Origin of the sequence: Erysipelothrix inopinata, from assembly GCF_014396165.1 — a bacterium.
GTDB classification, from domain to species: Bacteria; Bacillota_I; Bacilli_A; order Erysipelotrichales; family Erysipelotrichaceae; genus Erysipelothrix; species Erysipelothrix inopinata.
On sequence record NZ_CP060715.1, the window covers coordinates 96,512 to 122,027 of the forward strand.

The 25,516-nt window shown below is 36.2% G+C and carries 26 protein-coding genes; 8 read left to right on the plus strand and 18 right to left on the minus strand.

Translation table 11 applies throughout. From position 1 onward, the window contains the following. Positions 1-159: 159 nt before the first annotated feature. From H9L01_RS00470 to H9L01_RS00475, 3 genes are read left to right on the plus strand one after another with little or no spacing between them, the layout of a single operon-like run. Positions 160-1,122 carry a lactonase family protein gene (locus H9L01_RS00470; protein WP_187534006.1) on the plus strand — a complete coding sequence of 321 codons (963 nt, stop codon included), beginning with the start codon at positions 160-162 and terminating at the stop codon, positions 1,120-1,122. A gap of 57 nt (positions 1,123-1,179) precedes the next feature. After that, positions 1,180-1,344: a hypothetical protein gene (locus H9L01_RS10730; protein ID WP_246449080.1), complete on the plus strand. Its 165-nt coding sequence runs from the start codon at positions 1,180-1,182 to the stop codon at positions 1,342-1,344. After that, positions 1,314-2,009, plus strand: coding sequence for a tRNA 2-thiocytidine biosynthesis TtcA family protein (locus H9L01_RS00475; RefSeq protein WP_246449083.1), 696 nt, complete (start codon positions 1,314-1,316; stop codon positions 2,007-2,009). Before H9L01_RS10730 ends, H9L01_RS00475 begins: the two co-directional genes overlap by 31 nt. A gap of 14 nt (positions 2,010-2,023) precedes the next feature. Here H9L01_RS00475 and H9L01_RS00480 read toward each other — a convergent pair whose 3' ends face one another. Then, the gene (locus tag H9L01_RS00480; RefSeq protein WP_187534007.1) at positions 2,024-2,164 is read right to left on the minus strand and encodes a hypothetical protein; all 141 of its coding nucleotides are present in this window, start codon (positions 2,162-2,164) and stop codon (positions 2,024-2,026) included. A gap of 15 nt (positions 2,165-2,179) precedes the next feature. Continuing rightward, positions 2,180-2,698: a type 1 glutamine amidotransferase domain-containing protein gene (locus H9L01_RS00485; RefSeq protein WP_187534008.1), complete on the minus strand. Its 519-nt coding sequence runs from the start codon at positions 2,696-2,698 to the stop codon at positions 2,180-2,182. A gap of 119 nt (positions 2,699-2,817) precedes the next feature. On the opposite strand from H9L01_RS00485, the gene H9L01_RS00490 reads away from it, so the two are divergent. From H9L01_RS00490 to H9L01_RS00505, 4 genes are all read left to right on the plus strand, one after another. After that, positions 2,818-3,651 carry a deoxyribonuclease IV gene (locus H9L01_RS00490; RefSeq protein WP_187534009.1) on the plus strand — a complete coding sequence of 278 codons (834 nt, stop codon included), beginning with the start codon at positions 2,818-2,820 and terminating at the stop codon, positions 3,649-3,651. 86 nt (positions 3,652-3,737) lie between these two features. After that, positions 3,738-4,178 (plus strand): LytTR family DNA-binding domain-containing protein, encoded by a 441-nt coding sequence (locus tag H9L01_RS00495; protein WP_187534010.1) that lies wholly within the window; start codon positions 3,738-3,740, stop codon positions 4,176-4,178. Next, complete coding sequence (locus H9L01_RS00500) at positions 4,175-4,894, plus strand: LiaF transmembrane domain-containing protein (protein WP_187534011.1); 720 nt, start codon at positions 4,175-4,177, stop codon at positions 4,892-4,894. Before H9L01_RS00495 ends, H9L01_RS00500 begins: the two co-directional genes overlap by 4 nt. Before the next feature lie 110 nt (positions 4,895-5,004). Then, positions 5,005-6,798, plus strand: coding sequence for an FtsX-like permease family protein (locus tag H9L01_RS00505; protein ID WP_187534012.1), 1,794 nt, complete (start codon positions 5,005-5,007; stop codon positions 6,796-6,798). Positions 6,799-6,821: 23 nt separating this feature from the next. On the opposite strand, the gene H9L01_RS00510 is transcribed toward H9L01_RS00505, so the two are convergent. The 5 genes from H9L01_RS00510 to H9L01_RS00530 form a co-directional block, all read right to left on the minus strand. Further along, a complete protein-coding gene (locus H9L01_RS00510; protein ID WP_187534013.1) occupies positions 6,822-7,091 on the minus strand; it encodes a DUF1294 domain-containing protein in 270 nt (89 codons plus the stop codon). Between the two features lie 47 nt (positions 7,092-7,138). Next, a complete protein-coding gene (locus H9L01_RS00515) occupies positions 7,139-7,696 on the minus strand; it encodes an STM3941 family protein (protein ID WP_187534014.1) in 558 nt (185 codons plus the stop codon). A gap of 104 nt (positions 7,697-7,800) precedes the next feature. Further along, complete coding sequence (locus H9L01_RS00520) at positions 7,801-8,550, minus strand: carbohydrate deacetylase (protein ID WP_187534015.1); 750 nt, start codon at positions 8,548-8,550, stop codon at positions 7,801-7,803. Further along, on the minus strand, positions 8,531-9,769 hold the full coding sequence (locus H9L01_RS00525; protein ID WP_187534016.1) for a PTS transporter subunit EIIC: 1,239 nt from the start codon (positions 9,767-9,769) through the stop codon (positions 8,531-8,533). The genes H9L01_RS00520 and H9L01_RS00525 overlap by 20 nt, the downstream gene beginning before the upstream one ends. Continuing rightward, positions 9,769-11,094, minus strand: a complete 1,326-nt coding sequence (locus tag H9L01_RS00530) for a family 4 glycosyl hydrolase (RefSeq protein ID WP_187534017.1) — start codon at positions 11,092-11,094, stop codon at positions 9,769-9,771. The genes H9L01_RS00525 and H9L01_RS00530 overlap by 1 nt, the downstream gene beginning before the upstream one ends. Positions 11,095-11,201: 107 nt before the next feature. Here H9L01_RS00530 and H9L01_RS00535 point away from each other — a divergent pair, with 107 nt between their 5' ends. Then, on the plus strand, positions 11,202-12,110 hold the full coding sequence (locus tag H9L01_RS00535; protein WP_187534018.1) for a helix-turn-helix domain-containing protein: 909 nt from the start codon (positions 11,202-11,204) through the stop codon (positions 12,108-12,110). Here H9L01_RS00535 and H9L01_RS00540 read toward each other — a convergent pair. The 11 genes from H9L01_RS00540 to H9L01_RS00590 all read right to left on the minus strand — a co-directional run bounded on the left by H9L01_RS00540 (position 12,105) and on the right by H9L01_RS00590 (position 25,434). Continuing rightward, positions 12,105-13,412 carry an amidohydrolase gene (locus H9L01_RS00540; RefSeq protein WP_187534019.1) on the minus strand — a complete coding sequence of 436 codons (1,308 nt, stop codon included), beginning with the start codon at positions 13,410-13,412 and terminating at the stop codon, positions 12,105-12,107. The genes H9L01_RS00535 and H9L01_RS00540 overlap by 6 nt on opposite strands. Before the next feature lie 9 nt (positions 13,413-13,421). Next, positions 13,422-14,282, minus strand: coding sequence for a Gfo/Idh/MocA family oxidoreductase (locus tag H9L01_RS00545; protein WP_187534020.1), 861 nt, complete (start codon positions 14,280-14,282; stop codon positions 13,422-13,424). Next, positions 14,260-15,330 carry a dihydrodipicolinate synthase family protein gene (locus tag H9L01_RS00550; RefSeq protein ID WP_187534021.1) on the minus strand — a complete coding sequence of 357 codons (1,071 nt, stop codon included), beginning with the start codon at positions 15,328-15,330 and terminating at the stop codon, positions 14,260-14,262. The genes H9L01_RS00545 and H9L01_RS00550 overlap by 23 nt, the downstream gene beginning before the upstream one ends. Further along, positions 15,331-16,350: an NAD-dependent epimerase/dehydratase family protein gene (locus tag H9L01_RS00555; RefSeq protein ID WP_187534022.1), complete on the minus strand. Its 1,020-nt coding sequence runs from the start codon at positions 16,348-16,350 to the stop codon at positions 15,331-15,333. Next, positions 16,347-17,378, minus strand: a complete 1,032-nt coding sequence (locus tag H9L01_RS00560; RefSeq protein ID WP_246449085.1) for a zinc-dependent alcohol dehydrogenase — start codon at positions 17,376-17,378, stop codon at positions 16,347-16,349. The genes H9L01_RS00555 and H9L01_RS00560 overlap by 4 nt, the downstream gene beginning before the upstream one ends. 8 nt (positions 17,379-17,386) lie before the next feature. After that, positions 17,387-18,205, minus strand: coding sequence for a carbohydrate ABC transporter permease (locus tag H9L01_RS00565; RefSeq protein ID WP_187534023.1), 819 nt, complete (start codon positions 18,203-18,205; stop codon positions 17,387-17,389). A 9-nt stretch (positions 18,206-18,214) separates the two neighbouring features. After that, positions 18,215-19,180 (minus strand): carbohydrate ABC transporter permease, encoded by a 966-nt coding sequence (locus H9L01_RS00570; protein WP_187534024.1) that lies wholly within the window; start codon positions 19,178-19,180, stop codon positions 18,215-18,217. Between the two features lie 21 nt (positions 19,181-19,201). After that, complete coding sequence (locus H9L01_RS00575) at positions 19,202-20,443, minus strand: sugar ABC transporter substrate-binding protein (protein ID WP_187534025.1); 1,242 nt, start codon at positions 20,441-20,443, stop codon at positions 19,202-19,204. 405 nt (positions 20,444-20,848) lie between these two features. Beyond that, complete coding sequence (locus tag H9L01_RS10645) at positions 20,849-23,818, minus strand: LPXTG cell wall anchor domain-containing protein (protein ID WP_223151032.1); 2,970 nt, start codon at positions 23,816-23,818, stop codon at positions 20,849-20,851. A 65-nt stretch (positions 23,819-23,883) separates the two neighbouring features. Next, positions 23,884-24,054 (minus strand): hypothetical protein, encoded by a 171-nt coding sequence (locus tag H9L01_RS00585; RefSeq protein ID WP_187534026.1) that lies wholly within the window; start codon positions 24,052-24,054, stop codon positions 23,884-23,886. A gap of 210 nt (positions 24,055-24,264) precedes the next feature. Further along, positions 24,265-25,434 carry a hypothetical protein gene (locus tag H9L01_RS00590; RefSeq protein ID WP_187534027.1) on the minus strand — a complete coding sequence of 390 codons (1,170 nt, stop codon included), beginning with the start codon at positions 25,432-25,434 and terminating at the stop codon, positions 24,265-24,267. Between the last annotated feature and the right edge of the window lie 82 nt (positions 25,435-25,516).

Consider the following 25,516-nt stretch of genomic DNA (forward strand, 5'->3'; position numbering starts at 1 on the left):
TTGTACCTACAAATTTTTAAATGTATAGTTATCCAATCTATTTAGTTCATTAATTTCATATTTTCTTTGAAATATCGTTACATTATGAAATTAATTACCGTATCTAACCTATCCCCATGTTTATCCATTCATGATATGATTACACAAGGAGGCAATGATATGACTAAAATACTATTAGGTACTTATACAAAAAAAGAGAGTAAGGGAATCTATTCCATCGAATTGGATGAAACAACGCAAACTCTTCGAGATTTAAAATTAGTAACAGCCACACAAAATCCGACATATTTAGATTTTGATCCAAAAACTTCAACACTCTATAGTGTCTACCAAGAAGGAAAAAATGCTGGAATTGCCGCTTGGAATTTTAATGGGGATACAGCAGAATTATTGTATACACAAACTCAAGAAGGTGTTCCACCTTGCTATGTCCGTTATCATGAAGCAGAGGCATCAATTTATGATGCAAATTATCATGGCGGATTCGTACGTGTAACTCAAGACCAAGAACTTCACAAAATTATTCAATACCAAGAGGGTTCACACGCTCACTACGTTGACTATGATCCTAATGATGACTGTGTTTATGTTTGTGATTTGGGACTCAACACCATCCGTAAATACGAGCTAATGAATGAAATTGCTACTTTCAAAACTGAAGAAGGTATGGGTCCACGCCATATTGCGTTCCATCCAACTAAAAAGTTGCTCTATGCATTCGGAGAACACAACAACCAAATTATTACACTTGTTGATGAAGGCTTTGAACTCAAACAAATCCAATCCATCTCAACACTTCCAGATCCAGCTATCGAATCAGCGGGAGCTGCTATACGCATTAGTAAAGATGGACGCTTCGTATATGCTTCAAACAGAGGCCATGATTCAATTGCTATCTTAAAAGTACTCGAAGATGATACACTTGAAAAAATTGATACCATTTCTACATATGGTGAACACCCACGTGACTTTGCAATCAGTCCCGATCAAAAATATCTCGTAGTTGCAAACCGCGATACCGATAACCTCACGCTCTATCTTCGTGATGAAGATACAGGACGCTTAACACTCTTACAAAAAGATGTTTATGCACCTGAAGCAGTTGCAGTTTATTTCATCTAGAATCTCTTCGGAGATTCTTTTTCATATGCTATAATTATTTTAAAAAAGAGGTTTCATATGAATTATCAAAACACACTCCTAAAAACCTATCGTAAAGATATTTGGTCGAAGTACTTAAAAGCCATCACTGATTATGATTTAATTCAACCAAATGATGCAATCGCAGTTTGTATTTCTGGGGAAAAGACAGTATGTTGTTGGCACTATGTTTCAAAACTTTAGTTCAATTCTCAGATGTTCCTTTTACCGTAAAATATCTTGTTATGGATCCGGGTTATTCACCCGAAAACAGACAAAAAATTATTGATAATGCGAAAGAGTTAGAAATAGATGTCGAAATCTTTGATTCTTCAATTTTCGAAATTGTAGACAACATTGAAAAAAGTCCTTGTTATCTCTGTGCTCGAATGCGTCGTGGCTATTTGTATGAATTCGCAAGTTCACTTGGCTGTAATAAGATTGCTTTGGGTCATCATTATGATGATGCCATCGAAACAACTCTCATGAACCTATTTTATGGCGGACAGGTTGGAACCATGCTTCCAAGACTTACTTCTACAAGCCATCCTGATATGGAAATTATTCGCCCCCTCTATTATGTGCGTGAAGATAATATCATACGCTGGGTAAACTATACGGGACTTACTTTCTTAAAATGTGCTTGTAAATTTACAGAACAGTCTGAAATTAACCCTCATGAATCAAGCAGTAAGCGAAAAGAAATTAAACAATTCATTAAAGACTACAAACAAATTAATCCCTTTATTGAAGCAAATATATTCCATTCAATGGAACGTGTCAATTTAAATAAAGTAATCTCTTACTACGATGATGATCAAACAGTTGACTTCTTGGATCGTTTTAAGGACAAAGAAAAGACCGAATAACTTCGGTCTTTGTTTTATGATTCGAGTTTCTCTGTTCCAATATCCTCTCCAAAATCAATCAATTCTGATTGAAAGGATCCACCTTCATAGTCTCTGAAGAGATCATAAATAGAAAGTTCTTCATCTTGTTTATTACTGTTAGTTTTCTTATTCATGATTACCCTCTATTTTTATTTAAGTGCCTCAATTAATAGTGGCAGATAGATGTGTAAATCCGGTGGACGACGGCCTGAAACAATATTATCATCTCTAACTGCTGCTTCATCAACCCAAGTCGCACCTGCATACATTAGATCATGTTTAATTCCAGGTGTGCTGGTTACTTTACGACCTTCTAAAATTCCAGCCGATGATAAAACCCAGCCCGCATGACAGATCTGTCCAATCACACGATTATGTTTATCCATGTATTTAACAAATTCCAACACAGAATCTAAGCGTCTCAGATAATCAGGTGCCCAACCACCTGGAATTACCAAGCCATCATATTCTTCAATATTTACATCTGAAAATGACAAATTTGTTTCGACAGATAATCCATACTTACCTCGATATGAATGGTTTGCAATTTCCCCGGCAATATCAACATGACATCCTGCCTCACGAAGACGGATAATTGGATACCACAACTCTAAATCGTCAAAATCCGGACTGACGATTGTTAAAACTTTTTTTCCTATTAGTTCCATAAGCCCTCCTGACTATAGAGTATCAATCTTCCCATCTCATGTACATTGATATACCCAGTAGTTTCCTTGTCGGATGAGCTTTTTTCGTTTATGATTAGTATATTATATGGAGGTATTGTATGTTAACAATCGGATGTCACTTATCATTTGCAAAAGGCTATGAAGCATTAGGAAAAGATGCTTTAGAAATCGGAGCCAATACATTTCAGTTTTTCACACGAAGTCCACGTGGTGGGAAAGCGAAACCATTAAATTTAGAAGATGTTGAAGCTCTTAATAAAATTATTAAAGAAAATGATTTCAAACATATTTTAGCGCACGCACCGTATACATTGAATGCTTGTAGCAACAAAGAGTATACCCGTGAATATGCTGAAGAAGTTATGCTAGATGATATTTATCGCATGAGTTTTATCAAAGGAAGTCTCTATAACTTTCACCCAGGTAGCCACGTAGGACAAGGGGTTGATGATGCGGTTGTTATGATTAGCGACATGCTAAATCGCGTTTTAACTCCTGAACAAGAAACAATTGTTCTTCTTGAAACAATGGCCGGTAAAGGTTCAGAAGTTGGCCGAACCTTTGAAGAACTCAAGATGATTATTGATCGAGTTGAAGTGAAAGAAAAATTAGGAGTATGTTGGGATACCTGTCATCTTTACGATGCAGGCTATGATTTAGTGAACGACTTGGATGGTGTCATCGATGATTTTGATCGTATCATCGGTCTCGAGAAACTTCATGCAATTCATATCAATGATAGTAAGAATCCGTTTCATTCTCATAAAGATCGCCATGAGAAAATTGGTCAAGGTTCACTGGGTCTAGATACCTTTGTAAACATTATCAATCATCCAAAACTTAAACACCTTCCATTTTATCTTGAAACACCTCAAGATGATCTCGAAGGATATAAACAAGAAATTGCACTACTAAGAAAAAACTATAGATGACATCTTACCTGTCATTTATGACAAGATAGCCATAATCCCTTTAGAATAAGGGATACTTATTTTATAGTGGAATAGGAGGAAGACTTTTGAAAATTAAAATAATTGAAAATCCAGATTTAGAAGATGAAGTTATTATTGAATGTAAAAAGTTAACTCCAGAAATTGAGCAACTCGTTTCCCAATTTCAACCACTTGAAATACGAGTACAACATCGTGGAACCGATTTAACAATTCCAATTCATGATATTCTATTTTTTGAAACTGAAGGAGATAATGTCTATGTGCATCTCACTGACATTTCTTATAAATCAAAATACAGACTTTACGAACTGGAAACACTACTACCCGATACATTCGCTCGAATTTCAAAGTCGACTATTGTAAATATTAAAAAAATATCAGCAATGGATCATCGACTTACCTCAGCTCGATGCATTCAATTTGTGAATTCTCATAAGTTAGTTTATGTATCGCGTATGTATTATTCTGATGTAAAAAACAAATTAGAAAGAAGGAGTTTATTATGAAAAAAAGAGATTTTTTCTGGGGATCGTTCTTTATTGTTATTGCGGTAATTCTCATTGGTAATATCTTTGACTTATTCTATGTAGGTGAAGGGCTATTCCAAATTATTATCACAATCTTCCTGATTGCACTCGCAATTAGTAACTTACCTGAAATGAGGTTCTATGGAATTATCATGCCGCTCGCTGTCGCACTTGTATTGAATCAAAGCTACTTTGGCATGAGAAATAACTTCTGGTGGATTTTATGGGCTGGATTCTTCCTCAGTGCTGGTTTATCCCTCATCTTCAAACCAAAAAGACAAAAATACTTTGAAAAAGAATTTATTAATGCTGATGGAGGCTTTGAATCCTATGACGAATTCAAGTCAGGAGATAGCGAAAATGCTGACTTCGTAAGAATCAGTACTAACTTCGCTGATCGTACACGCTACTTACATTCTTCAAATTTCAAGGGCGGTTATATCGAAAACAACTTTGGTTCGGTCCGTGTTTACTTTGACCAATGTGCACTTAGCGAGACAGGAGCCAATGTTCAAATCGACTGTAACTTCGGTCAAATTCTTCTTTACATTCCTGCAACAATGCCGGTTATCAACAATATTCATTCAACTCTAGGTTCAGTAACTGATGAATTCAGACGTACTGAAGTTTCGGGTCCAACACTCGTCCTTCATGGTGATGTAACCTTTGGTAATGTAAAGATTATCTATATCTAATTAAAACTCGGGAAACCGAGTTTTTTCTTACATTATTGTTCGCTTACTGTTCGTTTCATCAATGGTTCCAACCAAGCTGAAAAGCTATGATTAATCATGGAGGAACCCCTATGAAACTTGCATTTAAAAACGTACAAAAAAGCTTTCGCGACTACAGCATCTATTTTTTAACCTTAACACTGTCAGTCGCATTCTTTTATGCCTTTAACGCATTTGAGGCACAACCTTCCATTCAAGCCCTGTCAGAAAATACAACTTCTGCCGCACGATCTCTTGTAAGACTTGTTGGATTAATATCAGTCGTAATCTCTTGTGTCCTATTCGGACTCATTCTTTACGCCAATCAATTTATCATGAATAAACGAAAGAAAGAAATGGCACTCTATCAACTGATGGGAGCCAGACATACCTTCACGCGAAATCTCTTATTAATGGAAAACATCATCGTTGGAAGCCTATCATTATTGGTCGGTCTTACCTTTGGAATTTTGTTTTCTTTCATTGTTTATCGTGCAACCGTACCACTAATACCTTTGTCAACAAACTATGGTTTTAAAATATCACTATCCAGTCTCTATCAGACATGTTTATCATTTAGCCTCAGTTTTATTCTTGTATCCATGATTGCTGCATTCTCACTCCAAAAACAAAAAGTTATCAATTTAATCCAGGCTCATCGAAAAAACAGTGTTATCAAAGAAAACCTTAATTTCACAATCGTAATCTTTATACTTTCTCTGAGTTGTCTAGGTTATACCTATTATTGGGCACTGCAGCCTTCAGAACTTCTAAAACATATGCCTATGATTATAATTCTAGGTTCTCTATCAACGTATGGTTTATTCAAATCCTTTGGAAATCTGTTGTTCTTTTGGAACCAAAAACACAAACCACGTTTCTTCAAAAACCTTAATCCAGTCGTATTTAGAAGTATCAGCAGCCATCTATCAACAACCACCAAAATAATGACAATGATCTGCCTCATGCTACTTCTAGGAATGGGAGCATTTGCTACTACCTCAAATATGAGTCTTACCATAAAAGCTAAAGTAGATTCACTGCCATATGCAACTTCTGTTATTTCGCATGAAAATTCTCAATCCAATGGAGATTTAAACATCCATGTTATTTCTGAATTCAATACCGAAACACTTTCTAGCCACAATATAATAAGTTATGATGATTTTAAGAATTACGAAAGATACCACCATTTGGAGTCACTCAAGGTTGATCAATTTCCAATCCTCATTGTGACAGGAATCCACGATACTTCGATGAAATTTCCTCAAGTCGATTTAGCCCACGACTATACAGATCGAAACTTCCCAAATCTCACCAATATGGAAATCATCGATGGCCCACTCCTCATCGTAGAAAGTCTTCCTGAACATTCGAGTTCGCCGCTTACAACCATTAACAACTATACTCATGAAACCACTCCGCTAAACAATGATGAGTCAACAGTGACGATTCAAAGAGCAGAGATGATGTTGGAGTTACAAGGTGTCATTCTTCTCTTTACTTATGTTGGGCTCTTTGTAGGCTTTATTTTCATCACTGCTTCTCTTGCATTGATTGCCCTTCAACAACTGTACTCAAGCAAGGAAAAAGCTGAAGATTATCTTATTCTGTCTTATATGGGAGCAACACAATCAATGATTAGGAGATCTCTCTTCAAAGATCTCTTCATATCCTTTGGTCTGCCTCTCACATTGGCTCTTATACATACCTTATTCGGACTGAGAATCATGGAAGTTAACCTAGCTCTAGGTGGCTTAAATTCGATTTCATACATTCCTGCAATAATTTCAATAACAGTATGTTTGATAATTTATTGTATATATTTTAGTGTTACCTATGTTCTTAGTTATCAAACCATCAAAAAAAGAAGCCTCACACACTAAAATAAGCTCACAATTATGTGAGCTTATTTAATGATATTTAGTATATTAACATAGAGTGCAAGACTTGCGAGAAAAGCAATTCCTATTTTAAATTGGAAAGAACGCTTCTTCGTTTTATGACGAAACATTGAGCCACCTACTACAATTCCAACGATGCCACCAAGTAACGTAACAAACATAAATGTTACCTCCGAAATTCGTGGCTGATGCTTCAAGGCACGACTCTTATCACGCTTCATCAAATAAAACCCTAAAATATTCATCAAAGTTATTACACTATATATAATGTACATTTTCTTACCTCTATAATTTCACTGCTTTTATTATAGCCGAGTTTCACTTACTTTGATTTCTTTTTTGATTTTAGGTAGATTTCTCGGTAAAATTCAAATTCATCATAGAGGGTTTCGACATTATATCCTTTTAAAGTATTCGCAGATATTGATATTACAGAGTAACCCATCTTTTGATTTGCCTTCGCACCAACTCTCATTGAAGTACTCATGCTTGCAAGATATTCTTCCTCGTTTGTTAAATCAATGCATAAAAATGATTCAGAAAGGAGATCTCTTACTTCCATTGACGATACCTTATCCCATGCGATAAATGGCATTCTCTTAGAATAACTTTGTTTACGATTAACAAATCCCTCAGTACTGAGTTCAAGTACTGGTTTCCTAACAAAAACCTGTTTAAAACAAAAGAACGTTCCCATTGCAAAGAATGCAAATCCTATAATACCGATCGCCACCATACCAACTTTACGAGCACCTTCGAGTTCCCACGCCATATTAAATATTACGACAGACAGAAGTGCCATCATTAAAGCCAAAAAACCAAGCAAGACATTCTTTATAATTCCTTCATATATTTTTAAATCATCAATCTTTTTTTCCATTTTTATCACCTACCAAATTGTATCATACCCCTTTAAGTATGTGATGATTTCTAAGTGAAACTTAAATTAGAAAGAAGATGACTCTCGAGAATCATCTTCCTTTGTTATAGTTTTGAGTAATTCACAAGCTCAATATTTTCTATTTCTTTGAGTCTCTTAGAAAAATCTGAATGAATCAGGAACTCAGTCACGTTAACACGATTTCTTAACAATGCTGATCCTTCAAAGATATCATAATCCAAATATCCAGGATGACACATAACTTCAACACTATCGTGAGTTTGAATCACATCAATAAGGTTGTTTAAATAGACTTGGATTCGCGATTCTTTTTCAGCACCAACATGGTCAAAGAGTGGCTCGAAATAACTGGTATGTCTGATATCTTCAGGTATTTCAAAATTATTTCGAATTGGTAGATGATACTTTCTTGCTAACCGAATAATTACTGCGTTTTGTTTTGGAAAACTATGAACATGATGGTGGCTGTCTAAATGTGTTGGGGCAATGCCAGCTTCAATGATTTTCTTAATTTGAGCATCCCATTCTTCATATACCTCATCAATATCATATAAATTATCATTTTCAAAGAATGATAGCTTTTTAAACATTCCCTTCTCATCCACAATGGTCTTATGATTTTTCAATAGTGGATAACCACACGTTAACGTTAGATGAACACCAATTCCTAAATTGGGGTTGTCCTTTGACAGAGATACGGCATGATCAAATCCAGGCATCGCAGCCATCAATGTTGTGGATGTAAGAATCCCAAGACGATGCGAATCCACGATTGCATAATTCATACCTCGGCTATAACCAAAGTCATCAGCATTAAAGATTACTTTTCCCATCTAATTCTCCTTGTTGTTTGTAATTTCGAACATATTTTTTCGTTGCTGGTAAATAAATACAGATTACGATTATCGCCAATATAATTTCAAATAGTAGTGTTTTCAAATCACCACCAGTACCGATGAGTCCCTTGATTCCAAACGGAATAAACCATGGAACTGCATAGATATATGGTTTCATTAGTCCAATAGAGGTTAAGAAATACGCCAGGGTGCTGGTTACCATAGGTGCCAAAATAAATGCCATTTTGAAGTCATCATTCATAATAATCGGAATTCCAAAAATTAACGGCTCATTAATATTAAATACTGAAGATACACTTGCATTATCAAGAACATCGATTCGTTTCTCTTTTCTTACAAGATAATAACTGAGTAAGAGCCCACCGGTTAACCCAGCACCACTCACAGCAACAAAATTTGTATAGAATGTCGCATTAATAATAAACCGTGCTTCATAGCCATTTGCATGTGCATGCATGTTAAATAATGTTGCTAAAATAATTGCTGGTTCAAACAGTGCAGAAATGAGTGCGTCACCGTGCATTCCTTGATACCAAAAATGTTGCATCATAAATACAAATATAAGAAATACGACTGGATACTGGTAAAGTTTAAACACCCCTTCGAAAAGTATTCGATGCATTGGGGTAATCACATCAATACCTACCGCTTTAATCACGATAACGATTAAGAAAACAACCAATAATCCAAAGCATAAGTTAAGAATACTTTTTAAACTTGAAATTATTGAGGTAGGTATTTGTTTACGCGTTCCTTTAAATAAGTAAGAATTAATTCTTTCTATGCCCTGATAAATTAGTACTGATACGACAGGTAATACTATCGCTCCAGCAAGTGTTTCTATTTTCAAAAACGCTTGAAAATCGCGATCAGATTGATAGATAATTCCAGTCCATAAGCAGAGACTCATCATAATAATATGAATCGTCTCAAACTTATATGCCTGTGCACAATAGTATCCAACAGATATAACTGTTAGAAACGGTAAGAGTGCCATAAAGCCGTTTAGGATTGTTTTCGGTTCCCACCCTTGCATCCACGACACGCCCATAAAACTTGTTGATACGTTTTGGAATATCATGAGGAGGGACAATCCAAAAAGAATCGTTAGGAGGGTACTTGCGTAGTTGTGAATCGCATTGATGATTCGAACTTCTTTGAGTTTATATAAAACTTTTTCGATATCTGATAACATTATCGAAGTTCAGGCCAGTACCCTCTATTAGCTTCAATGAGTGCATCTAGCACTTGTTTTGCAACTAACATAGAAGGTACCGTTTGGTTCAATGTGAATGCTTGTAATGCTTTAAGATATGATTGTTCAAAGAAGGCATCAACCCATAATTTTTCTGAAGCTACTTGCGCTTCCATTAATCCTTTATGGAAATCACAAATAGGTGTTGCAAGACGAATTGGTTCAACACCTTTTGAACTCACATATGCAGGCACTTCTACTACTGCATCTGCTCTTAAGTTCATAATTGCACCTTGATTTACAACGATTAGATTAAATCGTTTATTGAGGTCTTGATGCAACGATACCGCAATATCAATAATATATTGTCCATGAATTTCATTCTCCATATTATATGATTTCAAATCTTCCTCTGATTGAGACTCAATCGCTTCATAGAATCGTTGCATGTATTGATCTCGGCCATCCATGACATAATTAGCACGAGTATAGTTCTTATTTGCTTTCGCTACTTTTTCATCACCCATTAGGTAATACTCGAGGTAATTATTAGGAATGCTATCTGGGAAGTATGAAATCATTCGACCCAAATTCACGTAAGTTTCTTTCCAGCTGTCATCACCTTCATTGAGCCAAACACCGTCTTTGAGTGCACGCTCAATAATATCTGGAAGGACATCTCTATCTTCATGTTTATCATAAATAGAACGGAACCAACCAAAGTGATTCAAACCATAATATTCAGGTACCCATGCGTCATGATCATATTCATATATATCCGCCAATGTTTTACTGATGCTAATCGCCATATCACAGGCATTAATAATTTTTGCTTCAGGATAGGCGCGTCGTACTGCTTCAGAAATTATTGTTTCGGGGTTTGTGTAGTTTAAGATCCATGCATTTGGAGCATAGCGAATACACTCACCAACTAAATCAAGAAATTGATTCATTGAGCGCATGCCATACGCAAATCCACCAACACCACACGTTTCTTGACCTACGAGACCAAACTCTAATGGAATTTTTTCATCAAGTTCACGCATTTTTAATCCACCTGCACGAATTTGTGAAAAAATATAATCGACTCCTGTAAAGGCAACTTCTGGATCCGTTGTTTCAACAATCACTGTATCTTTTCCTGCCTTTTTCAGTAAGTAATCGACAATAACATAGGTACGATGATTTTTAGATTCTGATATATCATACAAACGAATTTCTTTAACAGGAAATTGTTCTTTCACTGTCAACATAGCTTGGATAATTCCAGGTGTATAAGTACTCCCTGCACCAGCTATACAAATAACTATTGGTTCTGTTTTCATAGTTTTGTTAACCTCTCTCGCTTTCTGTAAGCGTTTCCTTGACCTTTGCGATGTTCATCTTTATACTATATTTGTACATCGTATTTATTTTTACGATAGGAGGAATTATGAACCAGTTACATTACGAATTACACTACTTCAAAAATCCCAACTATCCGATTATTTTTCATTTTAATACGCTTTACAAGCATCATTCAGAGATTGTAGCGCATTGGCATGCAAACATTGAATTGTTGTATATCGTATCTGGTAAAGCTATCGTAGTCATTGATGATGAAACAGTTATCGCTCAACGTGGCGAGATTGTAATCATCAATTCTAATTCAATACATAGTGTTCAAAGTGAAACGGATGAGGTTGTATATTTTTGTTTAATCATGGACTCAACATTCTGTCGAAGCCTAAACTTTGATACAGTTAACTGCCGTTTTCACAATTTAACGAATGACTTAGAAATGCGAAATATTTTTCAAATTATCGCGAATGAAAGTCAACAAGCTAAGCCATATTACCAAAAGGCAGTACGCGCATTATGTAATACCATGTTGATTCTTCTTTATCGTAATCAACTCATTGAATCCAGTGTTCAATCAGAACCAATATCCGATCGCATGATCATAATTAAACAATCCATCGAATACATTCATCATAATTACAATCGCGATATTTCTCTCGATGAAATCAGTTCTGAAGTTGGGATCAGCAAGTTCTACTTCTGCCGCATTTTTAAGGAAGTAACTGGGATTACTCCAAATAATTATATTTTCCAAGTCCGATGCAACCAAGCCCATCAATTACTGTCAGAGACAGATATCAGTATTGCGGAATGTGGTGAAGAATGTGGATTTAACTCGACTGCTTATTTCGCGAAATGCTTTAAATCGGTCTTTGGTTTCCCACCATCTCATATTCATCGTCATAAGGAAAATAGTGACTACCATAGTAAACGTGAAGCACTGCCACGACGAACTGTTTTTTCCACAAACAATGGTCAATCTGAACCCGTTCCACTATAATTCCGATTCAAACGCTTCTTCAATTTCTTGAAGAAGTGTTTTATTTTGGAACACATATATTGCTGTTGTAGCAAGTACTTCTCCTGCTTTGATAATGCCTTTATGAGCTACATTTGATTTCCCATTATCTACCCATTGCCATGAATGCATTGGTGTATCAAAAGGTTCACAAGCAATGAATAATTGTGCCGTTGGCACACACCAACTCACATCACCCACATCTGTTGAAACATAATCTTGATAGTGATATCGTGCATCTCTAATCTGAGTGTCAAAATATAAATTTGTAGGATCATGACAATATTTTTCAAGATGAAGTTTATCGCTATCGTCTAATTCAATTTGTTTAGCACTTCGCATCACAGTTTCTAATGTTTGCGAGAGTGGAATACTTGCATTTAAATCGCGACACGATGCATCGACCTCAAACTTCATCTCAGTTTGCGTCATCAGTGCAGCGCCTTTCGCAATATCTTGAACGCGATTGCACAATGATTCTACCTCATTCTTATTTTTGCCCCGAATAAAGTAATGAAGCTGTGCTTCTTTTTGTACAACATTAGCCGATGTTCCTCCTGCATTTAAGTATGCATAATGGATTCGGGCTTCCATTGACATATGCTCTCGAAGGTAATTAACACCTACATTCATAAGCTCGCAAGCATCGAGTGCTGAGCGTCCTTTTTCAGGTGCTCCTGCAGCGTGGCTCGCAATACCAGCAAAGGAAATCGTTACTGTCTTTACTGCAAGTGTACGCTCAACCCATGCTTGTGTGAATGCGTTAGGATGCCACGTCAATATTATTGTAGCGTCGTTAAAAACTCCGGCCTCAGCCATGATGTTTTTAGCATAACCACTCTCTTCAGCAGGACAACCATAGACTTTAACTTGATAATCGAAACCATGATTCAGACAATAGTCTTTAAAAAGAAGTGCTGCATGAATCACACCAGTTCCTAAAAGATTATGACCACAAGCATGGCCTGGTTCCTCTGATGTTACTTCTTGATAGCACTGAGACGGCTGGCCCATACCTGATAACGCATCATATTCTGCGAGATATCCTACAACAGGACCCATATCACCCCATGAGGCCACAAATGCACAATCAATATTTGCACTGTTTCTTTCAATTTCAAACCCGTGTGACTCAAGATAATCACAGATTAGGTTTGTTGATAGGGGAGTAGCAAACTTAACTTCAGCAAACTCCCAAATTTTATCAGCAATCTTAAATACATCACTTTTATATTTATCTGAGTATGACATTATTTCATTAAGTATTTTTTCTATTTTCTGCATAACTCACCTCTAGCTTAGTTTCTCTAGTGCTTCAGTTCTCATGTCATTAATTTGATCTAAAGCTTTCATGATGCGTCCGGTTGTATCCAACGAAACAGGTGTTGTGTCGCTTTCAATTGCTTCACATAGCACATGAATGAGTCCCTCATACAGAGATTCATTCAATGCAAATTCTCGATTATCCAATCTAATTTTGAAGTTTGGGTCTCCAACTTTGATCCAACGAATTTTAAAAGGTTTATTCGATACGGTTCCATACAAGTATTCTTCATCATCTGTTATTTCCAATCTTTCAATCTTAACTTCAGATGATAAAACAAACACCATTTCAAGACAGTGAATGCCGTACCAGTGGTATTCTGGTATCTCGTCAACAAAAGTAAGCGGTCCTTCAATTTCTATTGAATCCGCAAGATCAAAGTGAGCGTATGCATGAGTCATGAAGCTTGCAAATCTTAAAGTCGACGACGAGTATACGCGTAAGTCTTTATCTTTTGTTAACTGACAAATTCGCTTGAAATCGTTATAGCTATAAGCTATCGGTTTATCAATAAAAATAGGTTTGTGTGTTTCTGGTAAATTATTTAATAAATCATAATGCGTTTCAGCATCCCCAGCAAGAATCCACCAAGCATCCACACCCTCTAAATCCATCTTATTAGTCACACGAATATCTTTGGGTAATGATTCTAATATTTGTGATCTTCGATTATTGTAGAATTGGCGAGTGCCACGTTGATCATCCACGACTCCCGCAATTTCAAACCGCCTACGAAAACGGTTATCATGAATGATATATTCAACGAATGCCGACACATGAGATGTATCGGCACCGACAATCCCTATTCTATAGGGTCTTTTTGTTTGCATAACTGTTCCATAAGTCGCGGTTAGACATTACAAAGGCATCGTCGTTTAATGTCGGATATAAAGCATATACTTCATCAATATATTCTGACTGCCCTTCACTTAGACATTCCTTGTCAAGTAAACACCAATTGCCTTTGAGCAGTCCTTGACGTGCTAACACTTCATTAATACCTGCAATACATCCTTTGAATCCATTTCGAACATCAAAGAATGCTGCATTCGCATCTGTAACATGAGTGCCAAGAGTTAAAAGTGATTCGATATTTTCATGTGTTTCTCGTGCATTTTGGATTTGATTAAAAAGTTCGACTGATGTTTTTGTCCAAACAGACCAATGTCCCAATAATCCACCCACAATACGTTTCGTTACCTGTTTTCCATCAATATCTAAGGAATAATCTGTCAATAAATCAGGAACAATATTATCATCATTTCCAGTATAAACTGCAATTTCATCACATCGTTTCGACATCATTACAGCTTTCATGACATCAAGGGATTGATAGCGATTGAATGGGGCTATCTTAACTGCAACAACGCCATCAATGTTCATAAATTCTTTCCAAAATTCAAAAGAAAGAATACGACCTCCTGCAGAGGGCTGAAGATAAAAACCTATCACAGGAATTATTTTTGCTACTTCACGAGCACGTTCAAGTAGCTGTTTCTCCGTATAATCTGGGAGATGGCCCATACTCAATAACGATGCACAATATCCAAGTTTCTTAGAAATCTTCGCTTCACGGCATGCTTGATCTGTTGGCCCCGCTAACCCTGAAATCAGTAAAAAAGGACGCTCAAGTTTTCGTTTTGACACTTCTTCACTTGCAAGTGTCAATACTTTTTCATACAGGTTAAATTTTGGATCACGGATTTCAAATTGTGTTGTATGCACACCCACCGCAATTCCCCCCACACCAGCATCGATGTAATAATGTGTCAATGCCCGTTGTGATAATTCGTCTAAACTTTTGTCTTCATTTAAGGCTAAAGGATGTGCCGGTATTACGGTTCCTTTAAAGAGTAAATCGTGTTGATCTTGATTCATTTAATACTTACCTTCTCTTTCTTGGAAGTGAGTTGGCTTGTCAATCATCGAACCATCAAGTTCAATCCACGTTGCAATAGTGTCGATCATTTCTCGAATACTTGTTTGAGGATATCCAAACAATTCATGAGATTTTGATGCATTGCTGAGAAGTGCATTTTCAGATTCCTCACCAACAATCGTAACTGCTTTTCCAAAACGTTCTGCAAAGCGCTCCGCAATCCAGCGTACAGATAAAGTTTCTGGTCCTGTAATGTTAATTACATTAGCAGGTACTGTTGTGTGCAATAAACTTCTGATTGCCATTTCACTTGCATCGGGTTGCCAAATAACATTGACTTGACCCATTGTGACATCAACAGGTCGATCATTATAAACATCTTTCGCAATTTCCACGAGCACGCCATAACGAACATCGATGGCATAGTTCAAGCGATAAATAGCCATAGGTGTTTTATTCTCTTTTGAGAAATGTTCGAAAATTCGTTCACGTCCAAGACATGATTGAGCATATTCTCCAATTGCTTCAGGCATTTGTTCTTCTGAAGGTGCTGCATACTTTACGTTTACGAGAGGATAAACACACCCTGTAGAGAACACAACAATATTGGAGTCCTTAAATGTTTCTGCGATACGTCCGGGTAAATAACTATTAAGTGCCCAAGTATATGATTCATTACCCGTGCTACCAAATTTATATCCCACCATAAATATGACATTCTTAACATGAGGGAGTGATTTTAATGATTCATCATTCATAAAATCAGCCACAAGTGTTTGGACTCCGATAGCTTCGAGAGCATCACGTGACTGATTACCATCAGAGAATCGTGCAACACCGTAAACCTTATTCTTAATACCCGCTTTATTTAATGCATCCATCAATAAAGCAGCTAAGTTATAGCCAATTTTTCCACTGACACCAAGGATAATAATATCACCGTCAATGTGCTTCACATCTTCAACAAGAGCTGAAGAAGCTGTATTCATTTTTTTCTCTATTTCATTCAATATCGTCATACTTTTTCCTCTTCTAGATCCTGATTCTTACCGTAAGTAAAACAATGTGTTAAATACGATGCACCTCTTTCAGAGAGCGTTCTATAAACTTCAGGATATGTTTCAATCGGAGTTGGCATATCGTAATATGCGTCTACTTTTATACGTTTTGCTTCTAAAAGTCGTATAAACTCCCCAACATTACGGCCCTCAGTCCAACGAACATATCCGTATGGATAATCTACGGCATCTTTTTCATAAGATGTGTTGTAACGTCCAGGTCCACCAGCTCTTGAAATACGAATATCAATTTCTTTAACAAACATTTTTTCTCTACTATAATTTGGTTGTATATCTCCAACAATAACTGATTTGCCACGATCGCATAGCCAATCAATACTCTTGTCTGTTAAGTAGCTTGCGCCACTTCCCGCACATAGAAATACTGCATCAGCACCTTTACCACCACTCGCAAGCATCAAGTCCTTTTCAAGTTCATCTTCATCTGAGTATGTTTTAAGACCTGATACTTCGTGAAGTAACTCAGCACGTGAAGCTGATCGGTTTAGTGCAAATACTACAAGTCCTGCGTTATGAGCAATCTGCGCAATAAGTTGCCCATATATTCCAAGTCCGACAACAACACAGATTTCGCCAAAACGAAGATTTCCTTGACGCAATCCGTGAATTGCGATAGCACCCAATCCACCTAAAGAGGCGTCCTTAAGTGACACGCTTTCTGGAACTTTCACAGCGAGAGTTTTCGGTACAAGTAACTGCGAACGGTGTCCCACATAGGGTGCACCATAAACTGAAACTCGATCTCCAACTTTAAAATCATCAGCGCCATTACCCACAGAATTTACGATTCCTGAGGCAGAATACCCAAGACGAACCACTTCTTCTTGAGAACCTTGACTCATCGTATTTTCTGTTCCTGGGCTTACAGCCGAATATGAGACATCAACAAGGATATAGTTATCAATAACTGATAAATCCTCAGATTCGTATATTTTAATTTGCCCATTTTGGGCTCCTAAATAGTTCATCATAATTGTTATTTAATACCTGTAAAGGCAATTCCTTTCGTAAAGTATTTTTGGAAAAATAGGAAGATCAAGAATGTCGGTATAAATGAAATAAATGCTCCTGCCATTTCAATTCCAAAGTGTCCTTCTTTCGTAAGGAGTGATGCAAGTCCAACGGTAATAGGATACATATCATTACTTGTTGTGAAAATTAATGGAGTTAGAAAATCGTTCCACGAAGAAATGAATGCGAATGTACCCACTGTTGCGATAACGGGTTTTGATAGTGGAAGCATAATTGTAAAGAATATTTTTAAATCTCCTGCACCATCAATTTTTGCGGATTCTTCAAGAGAAGCCGGAATTTGTTGCATAAACTGTTTGACGAGGAACACACCCATTATTGACCAAACAAGTGGAATAATAAGTGCAGCACGCGTATTAACCCATCCAATCTCCGAGAACATAATATATCGAGGGATAATTAAAACTTGGGTAGGTATCATAACCACTGCCATCATCGTCCAAAAGAGTATATCTTTTCCCCAAAAATCTTTTCGTGCAAAGATATAACCTAAGACTGCAGCAAAGAACATTTGCAAGACTGTAGGGATTACAGAAACCACGATGGAATTCCACATCCATGTTAGAATTGGTGAATATTTAAAAATATGTTGGAAATTCTTAATCGTGAGATCATGGGTAAATATCCATGTTAACGGATTACCTACAGGAACTTTTGCATCTACAAATGCACCAACAACCATTATTAGAAACGGCACCAGGAATGTAATTCCTAACAGAGTTAGAATTAATCCTTTTATAATTTTTACTTTCTTATCGCTCATAATTGCCTCCTAATTATAGTCAACTTGTTTTCCAAGGTAACGTTTCTGAATCATCGATACAGCGAAGATAAAGAAGAATAAGACATACGCTAATACACTTGCGTAACCAAAGTCATATGCTGTGAATCCCTGTTGATACATATAGTAAACAATAGTGTTTGTTGCATAGTTTGGGCCACCTTTTGTTAATAAGAACGCAGAATCGAAAATTTGAAATGATCCGATTGTTGTGGTAATCGCCACATACAAATGAATTGGCATTAAGAGTGGCATCGTAATTTTAAAGAAAGTTTTAAAGCGACCCGACCCATCAATTTTCGCTGCTTCATATACATCGTCAGGAATACCTTGTAATCCAGCATAGTAATAAATCATTGTATTTCCTACAACCTTATAGATTGAAAGTCCCGCAAGCACCATAAGTGCTTGACTGGAACTTGATAGAAAGAGTTGTTCTTGGATTCCGAAGAGTGCTAGGAATTGGTTAACAAAACCTTCAGCATTTCCTCGGAACATCCAAGCCCAAATCCCGGATATAACAACAAATGAAGTTACAACTGGAAGAAAGAAGACTCCTTTAAACAGTGTCGCCCAACGACGTTTTAGAGAATGAATTAATGTTGCGAATAGAAGTCCTAATGCCATCGTTGGTAAAATATAAAGTACTGAGAACATGATCGTATTCCAAACGGATTTCCATGCATTTGGGTCATTGAAGAACCGTTTCCAGTTATCAAGTGCAATAAATTCTGGTTTTCCTACGATTGGATAGTCCATGAATGTAATCACAAAACTAAATACAATCGGACCGACGTAGAAAAATATAAAGTGCCCTAGAATCGGAACTAAAAACAAGTAAACTAATGAGTGCTTCTTGACATGTTTCTTTGCTCTTTCAAAAAACGACGGTTTCTTAGTTTCTTTTGGTAAGCTCGACCCTGTGAGTCCACGTTCAAGCGTGTTATTTTCTTCCATGTTAAACCTCACATTTCTAATCTATTTAAGATAAGTTTTAATTGCTTCAGCAGATTTTGTTGCTGCTTCTTGTGGTGTAATTGAACCTTCTAACATTGCTTGTACAATTGCTTGTACATCTGGCATGAATACACGAGCTTGAGAGTTGATAACACCAGGACGTGCAATCTTAGTAAACTCTGCCATTTGTTTCATTTCTGGATTGTTATCATAAATTGATAATGCTGCTTCACGTGCAGGAATAAATCCAGTAACCGTGTTGAATTCTTTCATGTTTTCTTCGTTAGTCATCACTTTGAGGAACTCAACTGCTTTTTCTTTATTTGCTGATCCATTCGATACAACGAAAGCTCCAGTAGTACCAAATGTTGTTTCTACTTCTTCTTTCAATGGTGAACCAATTACAAACTCAACATTGTTTTCTTTAGCTGATGCAATGAGATTATTTGCAGCCCACGCAGCCATTACTTTACCTTCTAAGAATAAAGGTGCTGAGTCTTCAACTGTGATTGAATCTTTTGAGATGAATCCATCTTTGTACCATTGATTAATTTGAGTAAATGCTTTAACTGATTTTTCATTATCAATGAAAACTTCATTCTTATCATTTGCGATATCACCACCTGCTTGCCAGATTAGTGGGTATAGTGAAGAGTTAAGTGTATTACCACCATCGTATGTACGTGCGTAGTAACCTTTCTCTACAGCTTTTTTACCAAGTTCATTAAACTCTGCCCATGTCTTCGGTAAGTTATTAACATCAGCTCCAATTTCTTCTAGAATTTTCTTATTATAGAATAGTGATTGTGATTCGCGTAAGATTGGTAATCCGTATAATTTATCTTTATATTTTACAGCTTGAATACTCGTATCTGAGAAACCTTCAAGATCTTTAGCAGGAACCATGTCATCAATACTTGCAATTAAATCTTTATCCGCAAATTGAGTTACTTGGTCAGGAATTAAGTAAAAAATATCAGGTCCTTGTTTTGCAGCAAGTGTCGTTGTAAGTTTTTGTTCACGGTTTGCCCAAGGAATTTCTTCAAATGTTACGGTTGCATTTGGATTAGTCTTTTTGAACTCTTCAGTCATTTTTGCATAGACTGCTTCAATTTCTGATTTCTTTTCAGCACCAACGTAAGGGTGAACCCATACTGTTAAATTTACAGCTTCGTTTGATGTTGCTCCTTTTTTACTGCCACATCCGACAAGTGTCAGTAATACTAACGCGACCAACATGGATCGCTTGAAAATCTTAGTCATGCTATATCCTCCTTATATTTCGAAAGCATGCTTGTTTCTATCTGAAACAAAGATATTTGATAAGAACTCATGTTTTATTGGAATAATTCTAAACACTGCGTGATTTTGAATCTGTATCAAGGTAGTATTATGAGTGATTGCGATTCAAAAAATGTTAGAGAATTGATTTCTTGAGGTCATCATTTTGACTAAAACTAGGGCCTTATCACAATTTATATTTAAATTGTCATCAATTTTGCAGAAGTATCTACTTCTTAATCCTGTATATCTGCTTCCTCCTTGAATACGCTTCCATTATATCTTTTTTGGTAGGTTTCTAATATTACCTAAATTGCCAAGAATCATAAAAATATTGCCATCAGAGATTAAATACCTAAAAAAAGGCTGATTTCTCAGCCTTTTCTATCATTCTTTCTTAAATTTCTTGATATTTAGGATTGTGAATCCAAGCACAATTACACCAATTCCAAGATAGAGTAAATTATTGTTTTGATAAATACCTGTTGCAGGTAATCCTTCTGATTCTGTTTTATTGTCAGTTTCTGGATTTACAGGAACAGATGGTTCAATTGGTTCGACAGGATCCACCGGTTCAATTGGGTCTACAGGATCAATCGGGTCTACTGGATCCACTGGATCAATTGGATCTACCGGATCGACTGGATCAATTGGTTTTTCCTTTAGCTTTAGACAACTCACTGAATCATTCAGTAAATCAAGTTGCGATTGGATCATTTCTTGAGTGACTCGCTTTTCAAATGATTCAAGTGATATTCCGGTGATCATTTCTGCTTCTTGTTTTTCCAACAGACTTAACAGTTCAGAAGTAACTTTAATTTGTTTTTCTAAGTTTGCCACTGATTCATCGGTGTACTTCGTCGTATCCACTTCCATCGCATGTTTTAATGCATCGTTTATGTACGCAGTTTTACCTTTAATAACTTGATGTTCTGATGTGAGTTTTACTGCGTCATAATATGCTCCACTCGTTTGGAAGTAGTTTGATGAACCAAAAGTTACATTTGTATAAACAGCTCCTTCGGGTGCAATCCCGGAAACGGTTATCTCATTCCATTTTCCATAATCACTACGAATATGTTTTAATGTTTCACCCTCAATATCTTTGCCAACCTGTTTACCACTTTCATCAAAGAAACGAATGAACACAGTGTTTTGTCCATCAGTTAAATATTGTTGGACACTAGCCGTGTATTTTACACCTGAGTGTACCGGAATATTATCCGACTTTACAAACACAGTTTCTTTATCAGATTGATCAACAATCTTAAGACTGTGCTCGCCTTCATAGGCACGTTCTGTTGTTACTTCAAATGAGACGTTCGCAGTAACTGCTTCAAAGAGTGATGACCACCCTGGAATTGTAGGATGATTTCCTGATAATTCACGTTTATTATCCATGTCTTCAAACCCACCATTTTTTAGTGGTTGAATTACTTGTGCATTGATAATTTCATCATTTTCTTCTAATGGGTCCACGTCAACAATTCGGATTTTTTCGATGTCATTTGGAGCATTTTGTAAGATATAAATTGCTTGTTTTCCTTCAGCATCTTTGCTGAGTGTCATAAAGTCTACTTCTTTATCTGTAAGAATACGTGTGTGTTTCCAATCTTCTGTACTTGGATCAACAACTGTCATTCTTCCAGCTAAGTCAGTATATAACAATCCATCTTCACCAAATTCAATATGAACCGGGCGCCACATCCCACGATTTTTTACGTCTGGGTAAATATCTTTATGCTTAGTAAATGACATTGTTTCTGGATCCATAGTAAACAGCACACCGTCTACCGCTCCCCATAGTTGTCCAGACTCATCAAATGTAAGTCCACTGATCATAGGTGTCTTTTGAATCTCTGGGAATGGAATTTCAATTTCTTTTACTTTTTCTTGTTTTTCAATATCCCAAACAAATATCACAGGTTTGCTTGCCATATCATCTGCTGATGCATCCAAACCACCTCTAATAGTGGTGGAGCCAAAGATTAAATTACCACGTTTTGCAAGCCCAACAATACTTTGGTTTTGAACAACGTTACGGTGAACTTCTTTTTCTTTTGTTTCGGGATTATAGAGTGCGAGTACGCCTCCTAATTCTTTATAATAAGGAATCGTTCCCATCATCAATAATCCATCTTGATAATCCATAATGTAGGGACGATCTTGAACATATTCATCTTTTAGATTAAATAATGTCTTAGATTCCAGTGTTTGTGTATCAAACTCTTGAATGATTGCCCCACTATAGAGTCCAAAATACATCTTATTTCCTTCACCAGCAGTCATTCCTTCAGCTTGCATTTGATTAAAGATATTTTTAGTATTGGTCTTTAGATTAACTTGCATCCCTTTAGGACCGCCTGGATAGGAGGATACATAAAGATTTCCATCATTATCTTTGCCTAAATTATGAAGCAACACCGGTGTTCCTTTTAATATGTTTTCTGTTTCATGATATTTACCGGTATCAAGATTAAAATGTGCTACATCTCCAAGTCGTTTTAGTGATACAAATTCTAAGCCTTCTTTAGATTGATACACAGCACCTCCACGGTGACCTAAGAATGATCCACCTACTGGTTTTGCTTCAAGTGTTTCAAGATCTACTTCATGTAATTTACGCTCATATGTAACGTAGGTCTTGTTGTTATGAACTGCAAGTTGATCCCAACCGAACGCACCAAAATCATCAGGTCCCCCGTCATGTTTTTTCTTTAATGTTTTCTCTTCCCATTTTTCTTCAATGAGATTATAGAAGAGAATCGCCCCTTCGCCATTATCGTCAAAACGTGCCACGAGATAGTTTTCTGCCACTCCCATATTGTAGACATGGTTTAGATTTTCTTTATCATTAGGTTTATCAATGATATCATAAGCATTTTTAGTGATATCTTCTTTTTCACCTGTCACAGCATTCATTTTGATAACACGAGAGCGTACTCCCGTGCCAAGATAAACATAACCATCATGATACGCAATCGAGCGAACGTACCCTGTTTCATTACCTTCAGTGGCTTTACCCATGTTTTTAAATGTCCCAAGCTCAACATCGTATTTAACAACACTACCTTCGTGTTCTTTATGAGTACCGATATAAACATTTCCTACATCATCCGTTGTAATTGACCAGAATTGATGTCCAGGCATCGGTGTTCCTAAAAGTTCAACATTCTTCTCATTAGGTTTATATCGATAGAGTTGACCATCGTTATTAGGGCCTAATGCTGCAATATAGACATTCCCTTGTGCATCCGCTGTATGTCCCCAAGATTGTGATACTCCTGGCATTAACTGTGAATACACAAGTGTGTTTGATTCAACATCCAGAGCATTAAAATATCCACCATTCGTCATTGAATATGCATATAATTTGCCATTATATTCCGCAAATGTAGCGCTTATTACACTTGTTACTGTATCTATTTGATTTCCGGTAGCTTCTGGTTCATAAAACCCCGGCCACTCAATACAGCATCTGGTTTTTCTGTTTCCTCAGAATCAGCATGAATTGTAGCGGTTGGTATTGTAGAAACAAACGCCATAAATAAAGCTAAAATTGATATGCTAAAAGATTTGATAAATCGAGTCATTTCTTTCTCCTTTTATAAGAAAATATGTTCACGCTAACATAGTTTCTGAATTACGGAAATTGTTCACTCATCTCAATTTCACTCAAAGCATATCATGTAGGCGCTTTCAATATTAGATAGAATATTGCGCAACTTTATTAAATTCTTGCACTTCAACCATACAAAAAGTAGACTTCTTAACTTAAGAAGTCTACCTCTACCACCGTGAAACTACTCTAATTTAAAGTTTATTACTTCTGGTTCTGTTCTGTACTTATCATTATTCTGCTCAAGAGGTGCATCTACGATCATCAGAAATTCATCACCAATCTTGACAACAGTAATAATTTCAAGGATATTCTCAGGAAATTCGATTGGAACAAGTGAATTTCTTTTCTGATCCAATAAGTACATCTTTTTTTTGTAATTATCTAAAAAGATAATATTATCTTCATCAAGATAGATTGCTTCTCTATTCATTTTATCCTTGATGATGTTTGTTATTTCTCCACTACGTAAGTCATAACGATTAAACGAACTTACTTCATCATTATCTGAAGTATAGTAGATTGTATCATCTATTTTCCATGATGCTATCACTCTAGATGGAATTGTAACTGTTTTAACACCGTCCTCATAGTAGTATATGATAGAGTCACTTTTATTAGATAGTGTTTGTGTGAATGTATTATTTCCACAGCTGAGAGAAGCTGATCTATCATACCTTTCATCATCACCAGCATCAAAGTAGTTATTAAAAATATCGTTGCTCTCCTGACTTATACCGCTACCATTAATACTCCATAAGGATCCAGAAATAACTTTTTTACCATCTTTTTTTTCATCACCCATTGAATATGTATAATATTCATCATTAACCTTACAGAACTTGAATTCTCCCCACACTGGGTGGCTTTCAAAATCCAAGAGGGTTATTCCATTTTGTTTGTTTCCATCTAAGACTCTAACTCTCAATTTATCTTCGAAATCGTTCATTACTAGTATTAAATTTGATTCGGTTGAGTCATATATAAAACCATCAACATTCTGATATAGCTGAGCACTTTTTCGTGTTTTAAGATCAAATTCATAAACTTGATTTTCTGTTCTAATCAAATTATCGGGTATCTCTTTTGAATAAATACTAAATCTTAATTTATCGTTTTTAATATTTTCGTGTCTAATAAAATCAGTATCTTTAAAGTTTGCGTCAGAATCAAAATAATCTTTAAGCAAAATTCTCTCCTTAATGATTAGCTTTCTTTCCTGTTCCACAGTAAGTATATCATATACTTTTTCGGGATCATCTCTTGAAAATTTACGTCCTACTAATGAGAGACACAACAAAAGTATGAGTGTTATGAGTACTATCATGAATGTTTTATTCTTTTTGTTTACCATTTTGTCCTCCTATTATAAATTCAGGAATTCATTAGATAATACTTAATAGTTAAGGAATGAGTTGATTACTTATTTAACCTCC

Coding starts and splice junctions, on each gene's coding strand:
- H9L01_RS00550 (WP_187534021.1), bottom strand. CDS start 15,330: ATGAATCAAGATCAACACGATTTACTCTTTAAAGGAACCGTAATACCG.
- H9L01_RS00555 (WP_187534022.1), bottom strand. CDS start 16,350: ATGACGATATTGAATGAAATAGAGAAAAAAATGAATACAGCTTCTTCA.
- H9L01_RS10730 (WP_246449080.1), top strand. CDS start 1,180: ATGAATTATCAAAACACACTCCTAAAAACCTATCGTAAAGATATTTGG.
- H9L01_RS00570 (WP_187534024.1), bottom strand. CDS start 19,180: ATGGAAGAAAATAACACGCTTGAACGTGGACTCACAGGGTCGAGCTTA.
- H9L01_RS00565 (WP_187534023.1), bottom strand. CDS start 18,205: ATGAGCGATAAGAAAGTAAAAATTATAAAAGGATTAATTCTAACTCTG.
- H9L01_RS00505 (WP_187534012.1), top strand. CDS start 5,005: ATGAAACTTGCATTTAAAAACGTACAAAAAAGCTTTCGCGACTACAGC.
- H9L01_RS10645 (WP_223151032.1), bottom strand. CDS start 23,818: ATGACGAATGGTGGATATTTTAATGCTCTGGATGTTGAATCAAACACA.
- H9L01_RS00560 (WP_246449085.1), bottom strand. CDS start 17,378: ATGAACTATTTAGGAGCCCAAAATGGGCAAATTAAAATATACGAATCT.
- H9L01_RS00500 (WP_187534011.1), top strand. CDS start 4,175: ATGAAAAAAAGAGATTTTTTCTGGGGATCGTTCTTTATTGTTATTGCG.
- H9L01_RS00530 (WP_187534017.1), bottom strand. CDS start 11,094: ATGAAAACAGAACCAATAGTTATTTGTATAGCTGGTGCAGGGAGTACT.
- H9L01_RS00480 (WP_187534007.1), bottom strand. CDS start 2,164: ATGAATAAGAAAACTAACAGTAATAAACAAGATGAAGAACTTTCTATT.
- H9L01_RS00525 (WP_187534016.1), bottom strand. CDS start 9,769: ATGTTATCAGATATCGAAAAAGTTTTATATAAACTCAAAGAAGTTCGA.
- H9L01_RS00490 (WP_187534009.1), top strand. CDS start 2,818: ATGTTAACAATCGGATGTCACTTATCATTTGCAAAAGGCTATGAAGCA.
- H9L01_RS00590 (WP_187534027.1), bottom strand. CDS start 25,434: ATGGTAAACAAAAAGAATAAAACATTCATGATAGTACTCATAACACTC.
- H9L01_RS00470 (WP_187534006.1), top strand. CDS start 160: ATGACTAAAATACTATTAGGTACTTATACAAAAAAAGAGAGTAAGGGA.
- H9L01_RS00475 (WP_246449083.1), top strand. CDS start 1,314: ATGTTGTTGGCACTATGTTTCAAAACTTTAGTTCAATTCTCAGATGTT.
- H9L01_RS00535 (WP_187534018.1), top strand. CDS start 11,202: ATGAACCAGTTACATTACGAATTACACTACTTCAAAAATCCCAACTAT.
- H9L01_RS00540 (WP_187534019.1), bottom strand. CDS start 13,412: ATGCAGAAAATAGAAAAAATACTTAATGAAATAATGTCATACTCAGAT.
- H9L01_RS00585 (WP_187534026.1), bottom strand. CDS start 24,054: ATGACTCGATTTATCAAATCTTTTAGCATATCAATTTTAGCTTTATTT.
- H9L01_RS00485 (WP_187534008.1), bottom strand. CDS start 2,698: ATGGAACTAATAGGAAAAAAAGTTTTAACAATCGTCAGTCCGGATTTT.
- H9L01_RS00515 (WP_187534014.1), bottom strand. CDS start 7,696: ATGGAAAAAAAGATTGATGATTTAAAAATATATGAAGGAATTATAAAG.
- H9L01_RS00520 (WP_187534015.1), bottom strand. CDS start 8,550: ATGGGAAAAGTAATCTTTAATGCTGATGACTTTGGTTATAGCCGAGGT.
- H9L01_RS00545 (WP_187534020.1), bottom strand. CDS start 14,282: ATGCAAACAAAAAGACCCTATAGAATAGGGATTGTCGGTGCCGATACA.
- H9L01_RS00510 (WP_187534013.1), bottom strand. CDS start 7,091: ATGTACATTATATATAGTGTAATAACTTTGATGAATATTTTAGGGTTT.
- H9L01_RS00575 (WP_187534025.1), bottom strand. CDS start 20,443: ATGACTAAGATTTTCAAGCGATCCATGTTGGTCGCGTTAGTATTACTG.